Below are 16937 nucleotides of genomic sequence, written 5' to 3'. Positions count from 1 at the left end.
GTTGATTTTTTATGTTTGTTCAACATAAACAATTTTCAAAATATATCCGTTATTATCTAAATGAAAGGATATAAAACTATTACATCCATTACAAAATTGATAAACTATACTTTTTCCTCCATCTTTTTGATTGTTAAGAATAACATCTCCCAAATTATTTTTATGATTTCCAACCTTTACGACGTTTCCTTTTATGGTAACGCTCCAATTAGAGTTGGTAATTTCAAAACCACTCAATTCATGATTATCAAGAGTACCTGTTAATCCTGAAAAGCCGATAGAAAACCCATTATATTCATAGTTTTTAAATTCGCCATCAGGATCAATATTTTTATCGGTGAAATTTTCACCGAATATGTTTTTAATTAAATTTAACTCTCCTTTAGACCCTTTGATTGTTTTTAATGTTGAATTGTTAATTTTGATGTTGTCAAAATCATTTTGAGAAATAATGTTTGAGCTAATTTGACTAAAAATTACGCTAGGGATAGCACATAATAAAATTAAAATTGTTTTTTTCATTTTCTTTATTTTTCGTTAATTACAGTTAATGTTATTTTCCACAGTTCCATCATCATTTATTTTAACATTTAAATAATCTCTTGGATCTACTAATTCAAAATTTTTGTACGCCCAACTTGAACTGCCATTATGCACTCTTACTTCAATATGGACATGAGAATCAACAGAGTTGGCTTTTAAGGCATTTTTTAAATTACCAGAGTCACCTTGATAACCTATTATATCTCCAGCTTTTACTTTTGTTACTGGTGAGGAGGTGGCCAAAACTCTATTTTCTTTTTGAAGGTGAAAATAAGAAATCAAAATAGTTTTTCCATTAATCGTACTTTGTATTCTTGTATTATATCCAGCTCCTTCTTTATCATGTTTAGTGGAATAAATAATTCCATCATACATTGCGAATATAGGACTTCCATAATTGTTTTTAATATCTATACCATCATGTTTTCTATTTCTCGGTGTAGAACAATCGTTTGAACCATATCTCTTACAACCTCCAATATTAGAGTTGCCAAACATAGCGCCTTGTGTGCCAGATAGTCCTTTTTGAGAGGCTATTTCTATAGACCCGAATATAGGTATTCCTTTGCAGGGCTTATCGACACAGTTTCCGTACTTATCTTCTGTTTTACCATCAGGGCAATTACAGTTTTTAGTTGTTGGGTCATAAACTTTCCCTCCTTTACAAATAGATTCACATTCTCCTGTTACGGGGTTTTTAATGAACCCTTCTCCACATTTTCCATCTTCATCTGGAGGAATAGGACTAGTAACTAATGTTTCTCCTTCTTCACTTCCAGAATCTGATGGAGAATTCGAAATATCTGATGAGCTTCCTCCACCACCTCCTGTTGAAGTATTTGGATCATTTGGATCAGATGTGTCATGTCCTGGTCCGCTTGGTGCATCATAAGTTCCAGTTTCACAATGAGAAAAATCTATAACATATCCAATGAAACCACTACCGCTGCAGTATGTCCCATCATACTGTTTTACAGGAGCATGACCATCTGCGTTTCCTCCCATATTACAAGGAGCATATTCTTGAATCCAAATCCCTTCGCAAGGATCTGAGGTATCAATACCACCACCACCGTCATCTGGAGAAGCCCAATCAAAAACATCTCCTCTAGCTTGTATTGAAACATTGGTTAAATCTAATTTCTCTTTTGGTATTTCAAAGGAAAAGGATTTTCCCTTTTCTTCCTTTGAATTGTTTTTTGTGTCAAAATAAGCGATTAAATGATATGAGAACTCATTATTGTATTTTTTTACTACGAAATTTTCGTAATCTGAGTTTTTAAGTAACCTCTTATCAAGCTCAAAAGTCCATGATATTGAATTGTTTTTTTCAATCTTAATGACTTGACTTTGTACTATCGATAGTTTGATTTTTTTCTCTGAACTACCTTTACCTCTTTGAGATTGTTTGGTCAAGATTAAATTACTGGAGTGTTTTTCTAATAATGTAAATGTTTCTGAAAAATCTGAATCACTGGAAAGTTGAGAGTACTGAACCTTTTCAAAAGGATTATGAAACTCTTCATGACTAGCATGAGGGTTTGTCGTTGTAACTTCATAATCCTCCTTTTCACAATTCCAAAGAGATACGGATATCCCCAAGGCTAAGACAATTTTAAGTAGGTTCTTGGAACCTTTTAATTTAAATTTCATGTGCAATTTATTTTTATTTACTTTTCTGTTAGATAAATTGAAAAACGTTACCCAAACTTTTAAAATAAATTTAAAATAAATCGAAAAAAACTTGATTAGAGCGAGGATTGAATGGTGCTAATCAACGACTGCAAAACTGGATTTCTATTATGTTCATCCCAAACAACTGAGAGTGTTGTGTGTTGATTGATGTTATCTAATTCAATAAATTGAACATTCATATTATATCCTAATTGCAATGATTTCGGAACGATAGATAATCCAAATCCGTTTTCTACTAATTTGTATATCGATGCCGCATGTATTGTATTATGTGAAACAATTGGAGCAAATCCACTATCTGTAAAAATCTGCATCACTTTTTCATAATAAGAAGGACTGTAAGAAGGATCAAATAGAATGAAAGATTCATTTTTTAATTCTTGTAAACCTTTAAAGTTTTGAGAACTGATTTGATGATTTTTGGGTAGCACCAAACAAAAGTTCTCTTTAAGAATAGGTTGAATAGTTAAGCCTCTAGGGACGGTATCTAATCTCACAAAACCAATATCTATTTTTTGATGCAATAAATTATCAATTTGTTTTTGGTTGTCCATTTCTGTTAAACCAAACTGAACATTAGGGTGTTTTTCTTTGAATTTTACCAATACATTGGGAATAATTTCTTGCATAGCAGACCCAACATAACCGAACTCTAACTTTCCTTGTTTTCCATCATGAATGAGTTTAGCATGATTAATGATATTATCTAAATTCTTCAGATTTCGAGTGAGTTCAGATTTCAAATACCTTCCAGAAGGAGTCAAAACAACCTTTCTATTATGTCGTTCAAATAATTGAATACCTAAATCATCTTCCATTTGTTTAATCTGTCTACTTAATCCAGGTTGAGATATAAACAATCGATCAGCGGCTTTTCTAAAATGTAATTCCTCAGCTACAGCCAAAAAGTATTTCAAATGTCTTAATTCTAATTGATAACTCATAATTATTAAATATTGATAAAAATGATATTATTAAGCATCAAAAATAAAGGTAATTTTGTATAAAACGAACTAGAAACATGTTTAAATACGGAATAGATCACCTAACAGTAGATAAAGTTTTAGCTATTGCAAATGGTAATTTGAAAGCAGAAATTACTGATGAAGCTAAAAAGAAAGTGAATGATTGTAGAAAAAAGGTTGAAACCATGGCAAATTCTAATGCCGCGGTATATGGAATAAACACAGGATTCGGACCTTTATGTGATGTGCAAATTACACCAGAAGAAACAAGTAAACTTCAGGAAAATTTATTGATTACACATGCTGTGGGTGTTGGTGAACCTATTGATAAGTTGCTTTCTAAAATCATGATGATTTGTAAAGTACATGCCTTATGCCAAGGATTTTCAGGTGTACGTTTAGAAATGATCAATCGTATTATTTATTTCATAGAAAATGATATTTTACCAGTAGTTCCTGAACAAGGTTCTGTTGGAGCTTCTGGAGATTTAGCGCCATTATCACATTTATTTTTACCGCTTTTAGGAGAAGGTGAATTTTGGGTTGAGGGTCAGATTGTATCTGCAAAAGAAGTTTTATCGAATCATAATTTAGAACCTTTAACCTTAATGGCTAAAGAAGGATTAGGATTAATCAACGGAACGCAGTTCATTTTGTCTCATGCAATTATTGGGTTAAAGAAGATGGAATATCTTTTAGATTTAGCTGATGTTGCAGGAACAATGAGTTTAGAAGGATTCCAAGGAAGTGCTTCACCGTTTAGAGCAGAGCTTCATACTATTCGTCCGTTTGAAGGGAATATAAAAGTAGCAAAGCGAATTCGCATGCTATTAAAAGATTCTCAAAATGTTGAAAATCATTTAGAATGTGATCGTGTTCAGGACCCATATTCAATTCGTTGTATGCCTCAGGTTCATGGAGCATCAAGAAATGCATTTAATCATTTGAATGATTTAGCTGAAATAGAAATGAATTCGGTTACAGATAATCCTATCGTACTGAGTGAAACAGAAGCAATTTCTGGAGGAAACTTTCATGGTCAGCCTTTAGCAATGGTGTTAGATTATGCTTCTATTGCAGCTGCCGAATTGGGTAATATTTCAGATAGAAGAAGTTATTTATTATTAGAGGGAAAGTATGGTTTGCCAAGATTGTTAACTGAAGCGGGAGGTTTGAATTCTGGATTTATGATTCCTCAATATACTACAGCAGCTTTGGTAACAGAGAACAAGTCTCTTTGTTTTCCGCCTTCGGCTGATAGCGTTCCAACTTCATTAGGGCAAGAAGATCATGTTTCAATGGGAAGTATTTCAGGAAGGAAGTTTAATCAGATTTTAGGTAATCTGGAGAAAATATTAGCCATAGAATTAATGTATGCTGCACAAGCAATGGAATTCAGAAGACCAAATACATTTTCAGAAATTATAGAAAGTAATTTTGAATTAATTAGAAGTAAAGTTGCTAAGTTAGAAGAGGATCGAGTGTTAAAAGATGATATTAACGCAATGATTAGTTTAGTGAGAGAAAAAGCATTTATTGTAGCATAAAAAGTAAGTAGATCATGACATTTAAAGAACAGATTAAACAAGGAATACCAAGTGTTTTACCATCAAAAAAAGAGTATGATACAACGATTAATCATGCTCCAAAAAGAAAAGAAATACTTACAAAAGAAGAAAAGCAATTAGCGTTAAGAAATGCCTTACGCTATTTCGATAAAAAGCATCACGAAGAATTATTACCAGAGTTTTCTGAAGAGCTAGAAAAGTATGGTAGAATATATATGTATCGATTCCGTCCTGATTACAAGATGAAAGCAAGAGGAATTGAAGAGTATCCAGGAAAATCTACACAAGCAAAATCTATTATGCTGATGATTCAGAATAACCTAGATTATGCAGTTGCACAACATCCTCATGAATTAATTACTTACGGTGGTAATGGTGGAGTTTTCCAAAATTGGGCTCAATATCTATTAACAATGCAATACTTATCTGAAATGACAGATGAGCAAACATTAGTAATGTATTCTGGTCACCCAATGGGATTATTTCCGTCTAACAAAAATGCTCCTAGAGTTGTAGTTACAAATGGTATGATGATTCCTAATTATTCTCAACCAGATGATTGGGAAAAGTTTAATGCGTTAGGTGTTACTCAATACGGACAAATGACAGCAGGTAGTTACATGTATATTGGTCCGCAAGGAATTGTTCATGGAACAACAATTACAGTTTTAAACGGATTTAGAAAAATTGGTAAATCTCCAAAAGGAAATGTATTTGTTACAGCTGGTTTAGGAGGAATGAGTGGAGCACAACCTAAAGCAGGAAATATTGCTGGATGTATTACGGTTTGTGCAGAGGTAAATGAAAAAGCGGTTCATACTCGTCATTCTCAAGGATGGGTTGATGAAGTGATTTCTGATGCAGATCTTTTAGTTGAAAGAGTTCACAAAGCAAAAGAAAATGAGGAAGTAGTTTCCATTGCTTATTTAGGAAATGTAGTTGAGGTTTGGGAAAAGTTTGATGAAGCAAATGTGTATGTTGATTTAGGTTCGGATCAAACTTCTTTACATAATCCTTGGGCAGGAGGTTATTATCCAGTTGGATTATCATTCGAAGAAGCAAATGATATGATGGCGAATAATCCAGACGAATTCAAGAAAAAGGTTCAAGAATCTTTACGTAGACAAGCTACAGCTATTAATAAGCATACAGCTAAAGGAACCTATTTCTTTGATTACGGAAATGCATTTTTATTAGAATCGAGTAGAGCAGGAGCTGATGTAATGAGTGAAAATCCAACCTTGGGTAGAGAATTCAAATACCCAAGTTATGTTCAAGATATAATGGGCCCAATGTGTTTCGATTATGGATTTGGTCCATTCCGCTGGGTTTGTGCTTCAGGAAAACCTGAAGATTTAGCAAAAACTGATCAAATTGCGTGTGAAGTTCTAGAAGAAATCATGAAAGATTCTCCAAAAGAAATTCAGCAACAAATGGCGGATAATATTCAATGGATTAAAGGTGCACAAGAGAATAAATTGGTTGTAGGTTCTCAGGCAAGAATTTTATATGCCGATGCAGAAGGAAGAATAAAAATTGCCAAAGCATTCAATAAAGCAATTAAGAAAGGAAAAATCGGTCCGGTTGTTTTAGGTAGAGATCATCATGATGTCTCAGGAACGGATTCTCCATATAGAGAAACATCAAACATTTATGATGGGTCAAGATTCACAGCAGATATGGCTATTCATAACGTAATTGGAGATAGTTTCAGAGGTGCAACTTGGGTGTCAATTCACAATGGAGGTGGAGTTGGCTGGGGAGAAGTGATTAATGGAGGATTTGGCATGCTTCTTGATGGTTCTAAAGAAGCGTCAAAGCGTTTAAAATCGATGCTTTTTTGGGATGTAAATAACGGAATCGCAAGAAGAAGTTGGGCTCGAAACGAAGAAGCTGTTTTTGCAATTAAACGTGCTATGCAGGCAGAGAAAAAACTTAAAGTTACTTTGCCTAACTTAGTAGACGATTCTTTGTTTAACAACTTTTAAAAACTCAATTATCATGAAGTATGTACAATTTTTACCTCTTTTCTTATTATTAATTACTTCTTGTAAGTCAGTTAGAGTAGCAACAGATTATGATACCAAAGCTGATTTTAACCAGTATCAAACATTTGCATTTTATAAACCTGGAATTGATAAAGCTCTCATTTCAGATTTAGATAAGAAAAGAATTATGAGAGCTATCGAGGCTGAATTAATCGCTAAAGGAATGCAAAAATCATCTACTCCAGATGTATTGGTGAGTATTTTTACTAAGTCTAGAGAACGAATTAATATCAATGACAACAACTGGGGTTGGGGCTTCGGTTGGGGATGGAATCCTTGGATGTGGGGTGGAGCTGGTAGGTTAAATGTAAATCAATACACAGAAGGAACATTGTTTATTGATATTATTGATGCCAGCAAAAAAGAACTGATTTGGCAAGGAATAGGATCAGGAGCTTTAGCATTCAGGAATATTGAGAAAAGAGATGCTAAGATCAAAGATTTTGTAAAAGAAATCTTAGAAAAGTACCCTCCAGGTTCAGAAAAAAAATAATTAAGAAAAGCTCGGTTTTTACCGAGCTTTTTTATTGTCTATAAGTTTGTTAGTTAGAGTTTGATAGCGAAATATAAATTAGGTGTTTCATTCAGAATGATTTCTAAATTATATTCGCTTTCAGGATAAACTTCATTTAAAGAGGTATTAAATATATCTTCAAAAGTAGTTGTGCATTTCAAAATATCATCTCTAATTCCAATGCAAGCACTCGGTAATACATCATCTTTAATAGTATTTGGTTTAAATAATAGATAGCTGCCAAAATCTCCTAAGTCCGACAACATCATTACATGATCTTCAATTACACCATCAGAATTAATAATATTGAGCATAACATTATCTTCGAAAACATTATTAGTCAATAACATAACGTTGTCCTCAAAAACATTTTCAGAAACCAATAAGATATCATCTTCAAAAACATTTTGAGTTAACATCATGATGTGATCTTCAAAAATAGATGCTGTAAATTTGTACTTTGCTCCACTTTTTAACATCATAATGTCATCTTCAAAAATAGATATTAAATCTTCTTTTAAATTTTTATTATCAAATAATCTGTTGAATACAACTCCGGTTTTTTCAATAATGTCTGTTGAGTTTTTAGATGAAGTTCTTTTTTTGATTTCAGAGTCATTCAGCTCTTCAGTAGTTTCGTTTTTACTACATCCAATTATTAAAAAGAATACAGATGTAGTTAATAAGATTAATTTTCTCATAATTAAATTTTTTATTAGTTATAAACAGGTTGAAAATTATGAGATAATTAGAGAGTCTAATTATACTATCTTCTGAATTCACGGTTTGAGTTTTTTAAATGGTTTCTTTTCTTAATAATAATTTTTTTGGTAAACTCTTAGCTGAAAATTAGAATCATTTATCTTTGCTATCATGAAAAGAATATTGAAGCCCAATCCTGATGAGTACTATGTTAACGAAGATGGATATCGAGTTTTTAAGGAAGCTTATCACTTAAGAAGAGGTTATTGTTGTAAAAGTGATTGTAAGCATTGTCCTTATGGTTATGATAAGAAAACGGATAGTTTTAAAAAAGTGTGACTTTTCTTGTAAAAAAGTATCTTAACATTAAATAAAGTTTAAAAATGATTAAAAGAGTAGTATTAGTATTTGTAGCATTACAATTTGTTGCTTGTGCAGAGTTGCAAAAAATAGCAAATCAATTGCCAAATGGAGGAGCGTTAACTCAAGAACAAATAGGAGCGGGTTTGCGTCAAGCTTTAGATAATGGAATTCAACATCAAGTTTCAAAACTTACTGCGAAAGATGGTTTTTACAAGAATGAGTTAGTGAAAATTTTATTGCCAGAGGAATTACAAGTAGTTGATAAAGGTCTTCGAAAGATAGGGTTAAGTAGTTTAGCTGATGAAGGAATAAAAGCACTAAACAGAGCTGCTGAAGATGCGGTTAAAACTGCTACGCCAATTTTTGTAAATGCGGTAAAAGAGATTACTTTTAATGATGCAAAAAATATCTTATTAGGAAGTGACAACGCGGCAACTTCTTATTTAGAGGGAAAAACGAGTTCTGCTCTATACTCAAAATTCAATCCAGTGATTAAAAATTCATTTGGGAAGGTCGGAGCTGATCAAATTTGGGCTAATTTAATTACAAAATATAATAGTATTCCTTTTGTTACAAAAGTGAATCCAGATTTAACCGATTATGTAACGAGTCAAGCTCTAGAAGGAGTGTTTACTATGATTGCTGTCGAAGAAAAAGGAATTCGAAATAAGATTGGACTGCGTAATACAGATTTATTAAGACGCGTTTTTGCCTTGCAAGATAATAGATAGTGTTAAATATTTGAAGTTCAGATTTTTATTGTTATATTTAATCGAGAAAATCTAACTAACAAATGTCACGTATAAATCAATTAAACAGGTATAAAAAACACCTTGAAGATCGCTACTTTAAATTGGTAGAGCGTTCTAATGACTACAAGTACGTTGATGAGGCTAAAAGTGATATGGCATCCTACAAAGCAATGAAGATTCTTGAGAAAATTAATAGAGTGAATTATTTAGATAATTCTTTGGTGTAATTTTTTAAAGTAATCAAAAGCTTTTAGCATTCTGCTACCATACCATGAAAAAAGCTCTCCATCAACAAAAATTGTTTTTGCATGGTGAGTGCACCTTCCAATTTCAAAAGCATGTTCTTCTTTGAAAGGATAAGGTTCAGATGATAGGAAAACCAAATCAGGATCTCCTTCTAATCGAATCTTTTTTAATACAACTTCAGGATATCGTTCTTTGTTTTTATAAATATTATCAAATTTGTTTAACTCAAGGATATGATTAATAAAGGTGTTGTTGGCAGCTACCATCCACGGTTCTCTCCAAATAAAATAAGCTACTTTCTTAGGTTCAATATTTTTGATGAAGTTTTTAAAGTCAGAAAGTTTGAAATTCAGTTTCTGGATTATGTTCTGCGCTTCAGTTCTACAATTGAAAAGTAATCCATATTCAGTTATTAAATCGATCGTATCTTCAAGTGTGTATATTTCAGACACATGAACATGCGCAATCGCTTGACACATTTCAACAATTTCCTTTGTGTTTTCCTCTTTGTTACAAAGAATAATATCTGGTTGAAGTTCTTTTATTTTTTCAATTTTAATATTCTTCGTTCCTCCAACAATGGTTTTTGTTTGTTTTAAATGAAAAGGATGAACACAAAATTTGGTAATACCAACAATATTGTCCTCTAGTCCCAAATCAAATAATAATTCTGTTTGACTTGGAACTAAGGATATTATTTTTTTGTAATTCTTGATTTTAGAATCTTGTATACTAATAATACTACTTTTTAAGATTCACAACTGCTGTACTTGTTTTCTTGTACGGATAACCTCTCCAGAAAAATCCTCCCGGCTTGTTAAATTGCCAAACCAATTCTTTGCTTGGCGTAACTTCCCAGTAACCAAAATCACCCTCTGTGATAATCGTATTTCCATTTTCTGTTCGATAAGCACCAGACACTTTTGGAGAAAATAAATTAGCATCTGTAAAAGACCAAATTACTGTAGGTGGAGTATTAAAATCAAAAGGAGATGGAAATTGTAATTCGTAAACAGTAGATTGCATAGTGCTTCCACCGTTATTGTAAATTAACATATTACCAGCGCCCGGTAAGTTATCATTGATAAAATTACAGTTATGATTGTTAGAGAATAACTGATTTCCTGAGCTTTTAAAGGCATTTGGATTTCCAAATCTATATACTAAATTACCTCCTTTATTATAAGTTCCTCCTGTATTAGTCTTAGCTTCTTCGGTAGTTGTACTATGATCAATTACCCAAACTTCATGATAGAAATTAACGCTAATATAAATAAGGTCGTTCTTCTCATCATATTCTATTGCATTTGCATGCATTATATCACCATTATCTAGATTATTAAAGTTAATATCTATCAATTGAGGATTTGCAGAAACTGAGCCAAAATTCATTTTAGTATCATCAGCATCTTGTATCAAATGATCCCAAGAGCTCCATTTCCAAACAATTTGATTTGTATTAGGATTAACTTCAATAACGGATTCAATATATATGTCCTTATTTAAATTATAACCTCTGGCCTGAGCATCAGCTGCCGATTTCTTCTCCCATACTAAAGCGATAACATTTCCATTAGGTAATCTTTCTACATCGTGATGTAAATTATAATCTTCGGTCGAGTATACAAACTGCCAATCAATCGAATTGTCTGGATTGATTACTTGAATTTGGCCTCCTGAACCACCAAAAATAATTTTATCGTCGTCTGTTTTTAATATTGCCAAAAGTTTACCATCATCTTCTAAATATGCATCATTACCTAATTCATTAGTAAGTGTCCACTCATGGAATCTTTTTCCATCTTTTTGAAGTAAATAAACTTCATCCGCTCCAGGATCAGTAACTAAAACTAGGTTATCACTTATTTTGCCTGGCTCATAAACCAAAATTTCATCAGTTAACTCAGGAATTACAGGTGCTTTTTCTTCGTCCGAACAAGAAACAAATAATATTGAGCTAAACAGAAAGAGAAATAATTTTTTCATTTTTTGGATTTAGATTTAAAATGCAATTTACGATAAATTTAAAATTTGCTCCATTTGTTTTTGAAGCTCTTTAGCTTTTTCAGACGAAGCTATGGCGTAATCCTTACCATTACTAGCGTAAATAATTCCTCTTGAAGAATTAATTAACAAACCAACGTCATTTGTCATTCCGTATTTACAAACATCCTCAAGATTACCTCCTTGGGCTCCAACACCAGGAACTAATAGAAAACTATCCGGAATAATTTCTCTGATTTCACCTAGATATTCAGCTTTTGTAGCCCCTACTACGTACATTAAATTAGATGAGTTTTTCCAAGTTTTCGAGGTTTCTAAAACCTTTTTATATAATTCTTGATTATTTACTTTTTGCGTTTGAAAATCAAACGCACCTTGATTTGAAGTAAGTGCTAGTAAAATGGTATGCTTATTCTCAAATGCTAGAAATGGTTCGACGGAATCTTTCCCCATGTATGGAGCAACAGTAACTGAATCAAAAGCTAAGTCTTCAAAAAAAGCTTTTGCGTACATCGTTGAAGTGTTACCAATATCACCACGCTTGGCATCTGCAATGGTAAAAATCTCAGGGTGATTTTTATTGATATAACTAATTGTTTTTTCAAGTGCTCTCCAGCCTTTTAGTCCGTAGGCTTCGTAAAAAGCCGTATTTGGTTTGTAGGCTACACATAGATGATGTGTTGCATCAATAATTTCCTTATTGAAAGCAAAAATAGGATCTTCCTCTTCTAATAAGTGTTTTGGGATTTTATTCAAATCCACGTCTAAACCAATACATAAAAAAGATTTTTTTCGTTTTATTTCTGCTACTAGTTGTTGTGTTGTCATTTTTTACAGATGATAAGTTGCGCAAAAGTAAATATTTTAAACTTTCTAGTATCTTTGTTTTAGATGTTTCAATATATTTTCAATAAAATTTTATACGGATTTCTAACTCTTTTTGGGGTAGTTACTGTTATATTCTTTTTGTTTAATGTTTTGCCTGGTGATCCAGCCAGAATGTTAATGGGACAAAGAGAAGATAGTGAACAATTAGAAATCATAAGAAAGAAGTATGGTTTTGATAAACCCATTGCTACTCAATATTTATTTTATTTAAACGATGTTTCGCCATTATCATTTCATAGTACATTAGAGGGCAATTATACTTCGTTATCTTCGAAAAAGTATACTTATTTTTCACTTTTGACTATTGGGAATACTTCAATGGTGATTAAATATCCTTACCTGAGAGATTCATTTCAAAAAAATGGTAAAAGTGTAATTGAAGTTATTAGGGAAACCCTACCAAATACAGGTGTTTTAGCACTTGTTTCAATTAGTGTAGCTTTGATAATTGGAATAGTTTTGGGTGTGTTTTCTGCCCTGTTTAAGGATTCTTTTTTTGATCGAATTGTAGCCATAATTAGCACGCTTGGAATGAGTGTTCCTTCGTTTTTTTCTGCAATTTTGTTTGCCTGGTTTTTTGGGTTTTTACTTCATGAATTTACTGGTTTAGAAATGACCGGTAGTTTGTATGAAGTGGATGATTTTGGTGAAGGAGTTTATATTAAATGGAAAAATTTAATATTACCTGCCTTAGTTCTAGGAATTAGACCACTCGCAGTTGTTGTGCAATTAATGAGGAATTCATTATTAGAAACCTTAAACCAAGACTACATAAGAACGGCAAAAGCCAAAGGTCTTACTAGTTTTCAGGTAGTAAAAGACCATGCTATAAAGAATTCATTAAATCCTGTTATTACAGCAATTTCTGGCTGGTTCGCGTCTATGTTGGCTGGAGCTGTTTTTGTTGAATATATTTTTAATTGGAATGGATTAGGTAAAGAAATAGTGAATGCACTAAATACACTTGACTTACCAGTTATAATGGGAAGTGTTCTGGTGGTTGCAACGTTGTTTATTGTAATAAATATACTAGTAGATGTACTATATAGTTGGTTAGATCCTAGAGTAAAATTAACTAAATGATGAAGAATATAGTTTGTGTTTTTATAATTGTATTGATATCAAGTTGCGCCGCTCTTAGAAAGAGAGAATTTACAGAAACAGCTTTAAATGAAAAATTACTGACACTCGATCGTGATTCAATAACATTTAATCAGATTTTGGCTAAGAACAGAGGACAACAATTGTTTATTCAAGTTTTTGCCAGTTATTGTCCAGTAAGCCAAGATAGTTTTGACGATGTTTTAAAATTTCAAAAGGAAAATCCTGACGTAGTGTATGTTTTTCTCTCTGTTGATCATTCTTATTACGATTGGAAAAGAGGTTTAGAGTATGTCAAACCGAAAGGGCAGTTTTACTACATTCCAGAAAAAGGAGATGGAGCACTAGGTAAGTTTTTAAAATTGAAAAGTATTCCTCGTTTTTTAAAAGTAAATAAGGAAGGTCAGATAGAGGTTTACAAAGCCTCAAAAGTTTCAGAAAAATTAAAATAATGAAGTATTTTTTATTGGGTTGTGTTATATTTTTCATTGTTGGGTGTAAAAAAAGAAATGAGACTGAGTTTTCCCAAGCAGCTTTAAATGAAACGATTATTTCTACTAACGGAGACGAACTAAAATTCAAAAATGTTCTTCAAAAGTATAAAGGACAAAAAGTTTTAATTGATATTTGGGCTTCTTGGTGTGGTGATTGTATCAGAGGAATGCCTAAAATTGTTGAATTACAAAAACGGTTTCCTAATGTAATTTACTTGTTTGTCTCTATCGATGAGTCTTTGAAGGATTTAATGGCTGGTATTAAAAAATATAAAGTACAAGGAGAGCATTATTTATTACCATCTAAATGGGAGGGTGATTTTAGTGAGTTTTTAGGTTTGTCTTGGATACCAAGATATTTGGTAATTGATGAGCAAGGAAAAATTGTTGTATTTGACGAAGTAGATGCAAATGCAGAGGCAATTTTAAATGCTTTGAATAACAATTAGTCATATATTATTACGTTTTCGTAAAAAAATAAAGGCTTTTGTTTTAGTCTTCAGGATTATCAATTAGTTTTGTTTAGAATTTGAACAACTATCATAATATCAACATAACCATATTAAAATGAGAAAAAAGATTGTAGCAGGTAACTGGAAAATGAATAATAACCTTAATGAAACTAAAGAGTTAATTCAAAGTTTAAAAAATGAATTGGGAGGGCTAACTTTAGAGAATACTAGGGTAATTATTGCACCTTCTTTTATTAATTTACAGCAAGCAGTTACAGAAACTACTAACTCTTTTATTGAAGTATCTGCTCAAAATTTACATCAAGCAAAAAGTGGTGCTTTTACAGGAGAAGTTTCTGCTGATATGTTAACCTCTGTTGGTGTTAATACTGTTATTTTAGGTCACTCTGAGAGAAGAGCGTACTTTAACGAAACTGATGATATTTTATCAGAAAAAGTAAGTACTGCTATCGAGAATAACTTCGAAGTTATTTTTTGTTTTGGTGAGCAATTAGAAGATCGAGAAACAAATAATCATTTTAAAGTTGTAGAATCACAATTGAAAAATGTATTATTTAATTTACCGGCCGATGCTTTTAGCAAAATTATTTTAGCGTATGAACCTGTTTGGGCAATCGGAACAGGAAAAACAGCTTCTGCTGATCAGGCTCAAGAGATGCACCAGTTTATAAGAGGATTGTTTGTCGATGCTTATGGACAAGATTTAGCTGATGACATCTCTATTTTATATGGAGGTAGCGTAAAACCTGCAAATGCCAAAGAAATTTTCTCGAAGCCTGATGTTGATGGAGGTTTAATAGGAGGAGCTTCCTTAAAAGCAAAAGATTTTTCGGAAATAGTAAAATCAATTTAATTGGATAATATATATATAGAATACTCTTTTAAAGTAACTCCCAAAGAACCTGCGACTGAAATTCTAATTGCAGAGCTAGGTAGTGTTGGATTTGAAAGTTTTGTAGAGAATGATAATGGAGTAGTTGCTTACATTCAGCAACAAGAATGGAATGAAAACTTATTGGAGGATATTTTTATCATAAAATCTGATGAGTTTGATGTTTCATATACGTACAAAGAAATTGCTCAAGAAAACTGGAATGAAGAATGGGAGAAAAATTTTCAACCTATACAAGTAGATGATAAGGTTAGTATTCGTGCTCCTTTTCATGAAAACCCTAATTTACCTTATGATATTGTAATTGAACCGAAAATGAGTTTTGGTACAGGGCATCATGAAACCACTCATATGATGGTTCAACATTTACTACAATTAGATGTTGAAAACAAAAAAGTGTTGGATATGGGATGCGGAACAGGAATTTTGGCAATTTTTGCTGAAATGAAAGGAGCAAAACCTATTGATGCAATCGATATTGATAATTGGTGTTACTTAAATTCTTTAGAAAACGTAGAGAGAAATAATTGTGAACATATTTCTGTTTATGAAGGAGACGCGGCATTATTAACTGATAAAAAATACGATGTAATAATTGCTAACATCAACAGAAACATTCTTTTATCTGATATAAAGAAGTACGTTAGTTGTTTAAATGAAAAAGGAATAGTACTTTTAAGTGGATTTTATGAGCAGGATATTCCTATCATAGACGAAGAGGCTAAAATATATGATTTAACACTAGATTCGGTTATTAAAAGAAATAATTGGGTGGCAGTTAAATATTTAAAATAAGTAATGAAGATGAGTACAATTGAAAAAATTCAAGAAGAGTTAGATGTTCTTGTGCAAGAAACGAGAGAGCATGAGATTATTTTGTACAATGATGATGTAAATACATTCGATTTTGTAATTGATAGTTTGGTGAATGTTTGTGATCATACTTTAGAGCAAGCAGAGCAGTGTACCATACTTGTACATTATAAAGGTAAATGTGCTGTGAAAACAGGAGAGTATAAGGAATTAGAACCTAGGTGTACAAAGTTGCTAGAACTAGGTTTGTCTGCTGAAATTGTATAATTAATGGAAAATGTACTTAGGTATTACGAGTTTTCAGATTTTTTTGAAGATAAATCTGGAGCTTTTGAAGGGAATGAGATTTCCTACACAGAGTTAAATTCAGAACATTTTCTAATTTTTGCAAAAAATAATGAAACTTATGATTTATATGTTTCAAAGTATACTTCAGAAAAAGAAATAGGGCAAAAACCTCCAGAAATACTGGAGTTGTTGATGCGGAACTATGATAAATCAATACCCGAACATAGGGTAATACTTAGAAAATATTTATACTAAATAATAAAAGGTCAAATTTTTTGATCTTTTTTTTTTGACTTCTTGTGACTTTTTAAATAAAGCTGTGTCTTAAAAGTGTAACAACGAAACAAAAGGTTGTTAAACAGTAAAAAAGTTCATTGTAATAATTAGAATAGTCCCTTAAAATTAGAAGGCCATATCCCAAAGAGAAAGAACTTCTTTGAGTATGATTTCAGAAAAAAGAAGTTCTGGCTTTATAATCTTAAGATCAATATAGTTAGTTAAAATAGTAGTAGTTAGTTTTTATACTAAGTTTGGTTAGACAAAGAGCCTCAAGCCGATGTTTGAGGCTTCTTTTAACAAAAAGATTTT

20 protein-coding genes are annotated in these 16937 nt (G+C 31.9%); 13 read left to right on the top strand and 7 right to left on the bottom strand.

Features of this window, described 5'->3' with window-relative positions; all coding sequences use genetic code 11:
* Positions 1 to 9 precede the first annotated feature (9 nt).
* From ACOSP6_RS15845 to ACOSP6_RS15835, 3 genes are all read right to left on the bottom strand, one after another.
* A complete protein-coding gene (locus ACOSP6_RS15845) occupies positions 10 to 522 on the bottom strand; it encodes a hypothetical protein (RefSeq protein WP_422095493.1) in 513 nt (170 codons plus the stop codon).
* Between the two features lie 15 nt (positions 523 to 537).
* Entirely contained in the window at positions 538 to 2196 is a 1659-nt protein-coding gene (locus tag ACOSP6_RS15840; protein WP_422095494.1) for a M23 family metallopeptidase, read from the bottom strand.
* A 95-nt stretch (positions 2197 to 2291) separates the two neighbouring features.
* Entirely contained in the window at positions 2292 to 3182 is an 891-nt protein-coding gene (locus tag ACOSP6_RS15835; RefSeq protein WP_422095495.1) for a LysR family transcriptional regulator, read from the bottom strand.
* 77 nt (positions 3183 to 3259) lie between these two features.
* Here ACOSP6_RS15835 and hutH point away from each other — a divergent pair, with 77 nt between their 5' ends.
* From hutH to ACOSP6_RS15820, 3 genes are read left to right on the top strand one after another with little or no spacing between them, the layout of a single operon-like run.
* Positions 3260 to 4750: a histidine ammonia-lyase gene (hutH, locus tag ACOSP6_RS15830; RefSeq protein WP_422095496.1), complete on the top strand. Its 1491-nt coding sequence runs from the start codon at positions 3260 to 3262 to the stop codon at positions 4748 to 4750.
* Between the two features lie 14 nt (positions 4751 to 4764).
* The gene (locus ACOSP6_RS15825; RefSeq protein WP_422095497.1) at positions 4765 to 6759 is read left to right on the top strand and encodes a urocanate hydratase; all 1995 of its coding nucleotides are present in this window, start codon (positions 4765 to 4767) and stop codon (positions 6757 to 6759) included.
* Between the two features lie 13 nt (positions 6760 to 6772).
* Positions 6773 to 7312, top strand: a complete 540-nt coding sequence (locus ACOSP6_RS15820) for a DUF4136 domain-containing protein (RefSeq protein WP_422095498.1) — start codon at positions 6773 to 6775, stop codon at positions 7310 to 7312.
* Positions 7313 to 7365: 53 nt separating this feature from the next.
* Here the strand turns inward: ACOSP6_RS15820 and ACOSP6_RS15815 are convergent, their stop codons facing one another.
* A complete protein-coding gene (locus ACOSP6_RS15815; protein ID WP_422095499.1) occupies positions 7366 to 8034 on the bottom strand; it encodes a hypothetical protein in 669 nt (222 codons plus the stop codon).
* A 172-nt stretch (positions 8035 to 8206) separates the two neighbouring features.
* Between ACOSP6_RS15815 and ACOSP6_RS15810 the strand changes: the two genes are divergently transcribed.
* The 3 genes from ACOSP6_RS15810 to ACOSP6_RS15800 all read left to right on the top strand — a co-directional run bounded on the left by ACOSP6_RS15810 (position 8207) and on the right by ACOSP6_RS15800 (position 9377).
* Entirely contained in the window at positions 8207 to 8374 is a 168-nt protein-coding gene (locus ACOSP6_RS15810) for a DUF5522 domain-containing protein (RefSeq protein WP_422095500.1), read from the top strand.
* Between the two features lie 44 nt (positions 8375 to 8418).
* Entirely contained in the window at positions 8419 to 9129 is a 711-nt protein-coding gene (locus ACOSP6_RS15805; protein WP_422095501.1) for a DUF4197 domain-containing protein, read from the top strand.
* 62 nt (positions 9130 to 9191) lie between these two features.
* On the top strand, positions 9192 to 9377 hold the full coding sequence (locus tag ACOSP6_RS15800; protein WP_422095502.1) for a Lacal_2735 family protein: 186 nt from the start codon (positions 9192 to 9194) through the stop codon (positions 9375 to 9377).
* Here the strand turns inward: ACOSP6_RS15800 and ACOSP6_RS15795 are convergent.
* Genes ACOSP6_RS15795 through pyrF form a run of 3 tightly spaced genes read right to left on the bottom strand, consistent with a single transcriptional unit; the run spans position 9357 to position 12228 of the window.
* A complete protein-coding gene (locus ACOSP6_RS15795) occupies positions 9357 to 10151 on the bottom strand; it encodes an ABC transporter substrate-binding protein (protein WP_422095602.1) in 795 nt (264 codons plus the stop codon). The two genes, ACOSP6_RS15800 and ACOSP6_RS15795, sit on opposite strands and share 21 nt — an antisense overlap.
* Entirely contained in the window at positions 10138 to 11382 is a 1245-nt protein-coding gene (locus ACOSP6_RS15790) for an aryl-sulfate sulfotransferase (RefSeq protein WP_422095503.1), read from the bottom strand. Before ACOSP6_RS15790 ends, ACOSP6_RS15795 begins: the two co-directional genes overlap by 14 nt.
* Before the next feature lie 27 nt (positions 11383 to 11409).
* Positions 11410 to 12228, bottom strand: coding sequence for an orotidine-5'-phosphate decarboxylase (gene pyrF, locus ACOSP6_RS15785; protein WP_422095504.1), 819 nt, complete (start codon positions 12226 to 12228; stop codon positions 11410 to 11412).
* 63 nt (positions 12229 to 12291) lie between these two features.
* Here pyrF and ACOSP6_RS15780 point away from each other — a divergent pair, with 63 nt between their 5' ends.
* The 7 genes from ACOSP6_RS15780 (at position 12292) to ACOSP6_RS15750 (ending at position 16604) form a co-directional block, all read left to right on the top strand.
* On the top strand, positions 12292 to 13371 hold the full coding sequence (locus ACOSP6_RS15780) for an ABC transporter permease (protein ID WP_422095505.1): 1080 nt from the start codon (positions 12292 to 12294) through the stop codon (positions 13369 to 13371).
* Positions 13368 to 13841 (top strand): TlpA family protein disulfide reductase, encoded by a 474-nt coding sequence (locus tag ACOSP6_RS15775; RefSeq protein ID WP_422095506.1) that lies wholly within the window; start codon positions 13368 to 13370, stop codon positions 13839 to 13841. The genes ACOSP6_RS15780 and ACOSP6_RS15775 overlap by 4 nt, the downstream gene beginning before the upstream one ends.
* Positions 13841 to 14332, top strand: coding sequence for a TlpA family protein disulfide reductase (locus ACOSP6_RS15770; protein ID WP_422095507.1), 492 nt, complete (start codon positions 13841 to 13843; stop codon positions 14330 to 14332). The genes ACOSP6_RS15775 and ACOSP6_RS15770 overlap by 1 nt, the downstream gene beginning before the upstream one ends.
* A 118-nt stretch (positions 14333 to 14450) precedes the next feature.
* Positions 14451 to 15209: a triose-phosphate isomerase gene (tpiA, locus tag ACOSP6_RS15765; RefSeq protein ID WP_422095508.1), complete on the top strand. Its 759-nt coding sequence runs from the start codon at positions 14451 to 14453 to the stop codon at positions 15207 to 15209.
* Entirely contained in the window at positions 15210 to 16043 is an 834-nt protein-coding gene (gene prmA / locus ACOSP6_RS15760) for a 50S ribosomal protein L11 methyltransferase (protein WP_422095509.1), read from the top strand.
* A 9-nt stretch (positions 16044 to 16052) separates the two neighbouring features.
* Positions 16053 to 16328, top strand: coding sequence for an ATP-dependent Clp protease adaptor ClpS (locus tag ACOSP6_RS15755; RefSeq protein WP_100925662.1), 276 nt, complete (start codon positions 16053 to 16055; stop codon positions 16326 to 16328).
* Positions 16329 to 16331: 3 nt separating this feature from the next.
* Positions 16332 to 16604, top strand: coding sequence for a hypothetical protein (locus ACOSP6_RS15750; protein ID WP_422095510.1), 273 nt, complete (start codon positions 16332 to 16334; stop codon positions 16602 to 16604).
* Positions 16605 to 16937: the final 333 nt, after the last annotated feature.

The organism is Tenacibaculum sp. MEBiC06402 (assembly GCF_049239625.1).
In the GTDB taxonomy this organism is placed as follows: Bacteria; Bacteroidota; Bacteroidia; order Flavobacteriales; family Flavobacteriaceae; genus Polaribacter.
The sequence above is the reverse complement of the archived record's forward strand: the minus strand, read 5'-3'. Positions and strand labels throughout refer to the sequence as shown.

Coding starts and splice junctions, on each gene's coding strand:
- ACOSP6_RS15835 (WP_422095495.1), bottom strand. CDS start 3,182: ATGAGTTATCAATTAGAATTAAGACATTTGAAATACTTTTTGGCTGTA.
- tpiA (WP_422095508.1), top strand. CDS start 14,451: ATGAGAAAAAAGATTGTAGCAGGTAACTGGAAAATGAATAATAACCTT.
- pyrF (WP_422095504.1), bottom strand. CDS start 12,228: ATGACAACACAACAACTAGTAGCAGAAATAAAACGAAAAAAATCTTTT.
- ACOSP6_RS15820 (WP_422095498.1), top strand. CDS start 6,773: ATGAAGTATGTACAATTTTTACCTCTTTTCTTATTATTAATTACTTCT.
- ACOSP6_RS15775 (WP_422095506.1), top strand. CDS start 13,368: ATGATGAAGAATATAGTTTGTGTTTTTATAATTGTATTGATATCAAGT.
- ACOSP6_RS15800 (WP_422095502.1), top strand. CDS start 9,192: ATGTCACGTATAAATCAATTAAACAGGTATAAAAAACACCTTGAAGAT.
- ACOSP6_RS15845 (WP_422095493.1), bottom strand. CDS start 522: ATGAAAAAAACAATTTTAATTTTATTATGTGCTATCCCTAGCGTAATT.
- hutH (WP_422095496.1), top strand. CDS start 3,260: ATGTTTAAATACGGAATAGATCACCTAACAGTAGATAAAGTTTTAGCT.
- ACOSP6_RS15780 (WP_422095505.1), top strand. CDS start 12,292: ATGTTTCAATATATTTTCAATAAAATTTTATACGGATTTCTAACTCTT.
- ACOSP6_RS15810 (WP_422095500.1), top strand. CDS start 8,207: ATGAAAAGAATATTGAAGCCCAATCCTGATGAGTACTATGTTAACGAA.
- ACOSP6_RS15805 (WP_422095501.1), top strand. CDS start 8,419: ATGATTAAAAGAGTAGTATTAGTATTTGTAGCATTACAATTTGTTGCT.
- ACOSP6_RS15815 (WP_422095499.1), bottom strand. CDS start 8,034: ATGAGAAAATTAATCTTATTAACTACATCTGTATTCTTTTTAATAATT.
- ACOSP6_RS15790 (WP_422095503.1), bottom strand. CDS start 11,382: ATGAAAAAATTATTTCTCTTTCTGTTTAGCTCAATATTATTTGTTTCT.
- ACOSP6_RS15770 (WP_422095507.1), top strand. CDS start 13,841: ATGAAGTATTTTTTATTGGGTTGTGTTATATTTTTCATTGTTGGGTGT.
- ACOSP6_RS15750 (WP_422095510.1), top strand. CDS start 16,332: ATGGAAAATGTACTTAGGTATTACGAGTTTTCAGATTTTTTTGAAGAT.
- ACOSP6_RS15840 (WP_422095494.1), bottom strand. CDS start 2,196: ATGAAATTTAAATTAAAAGGTTCCAAGAACCTACTTAAAATTGTCTTA.
- ACOSP6_RS15825 (WP_422095497.1), top strand. CDS start 4,765: ATGACATTTAAAGAACAGATTAAACAAGGAATACCAAGTGTTTTACCA.
- ACOSP6_RS15755 (WP_100925662.1), top strand. CDS start 16,053: ATGAGTACAATTGAAAAAATTCAAGAAGAGTTAGATGTTCTTGTGCAA.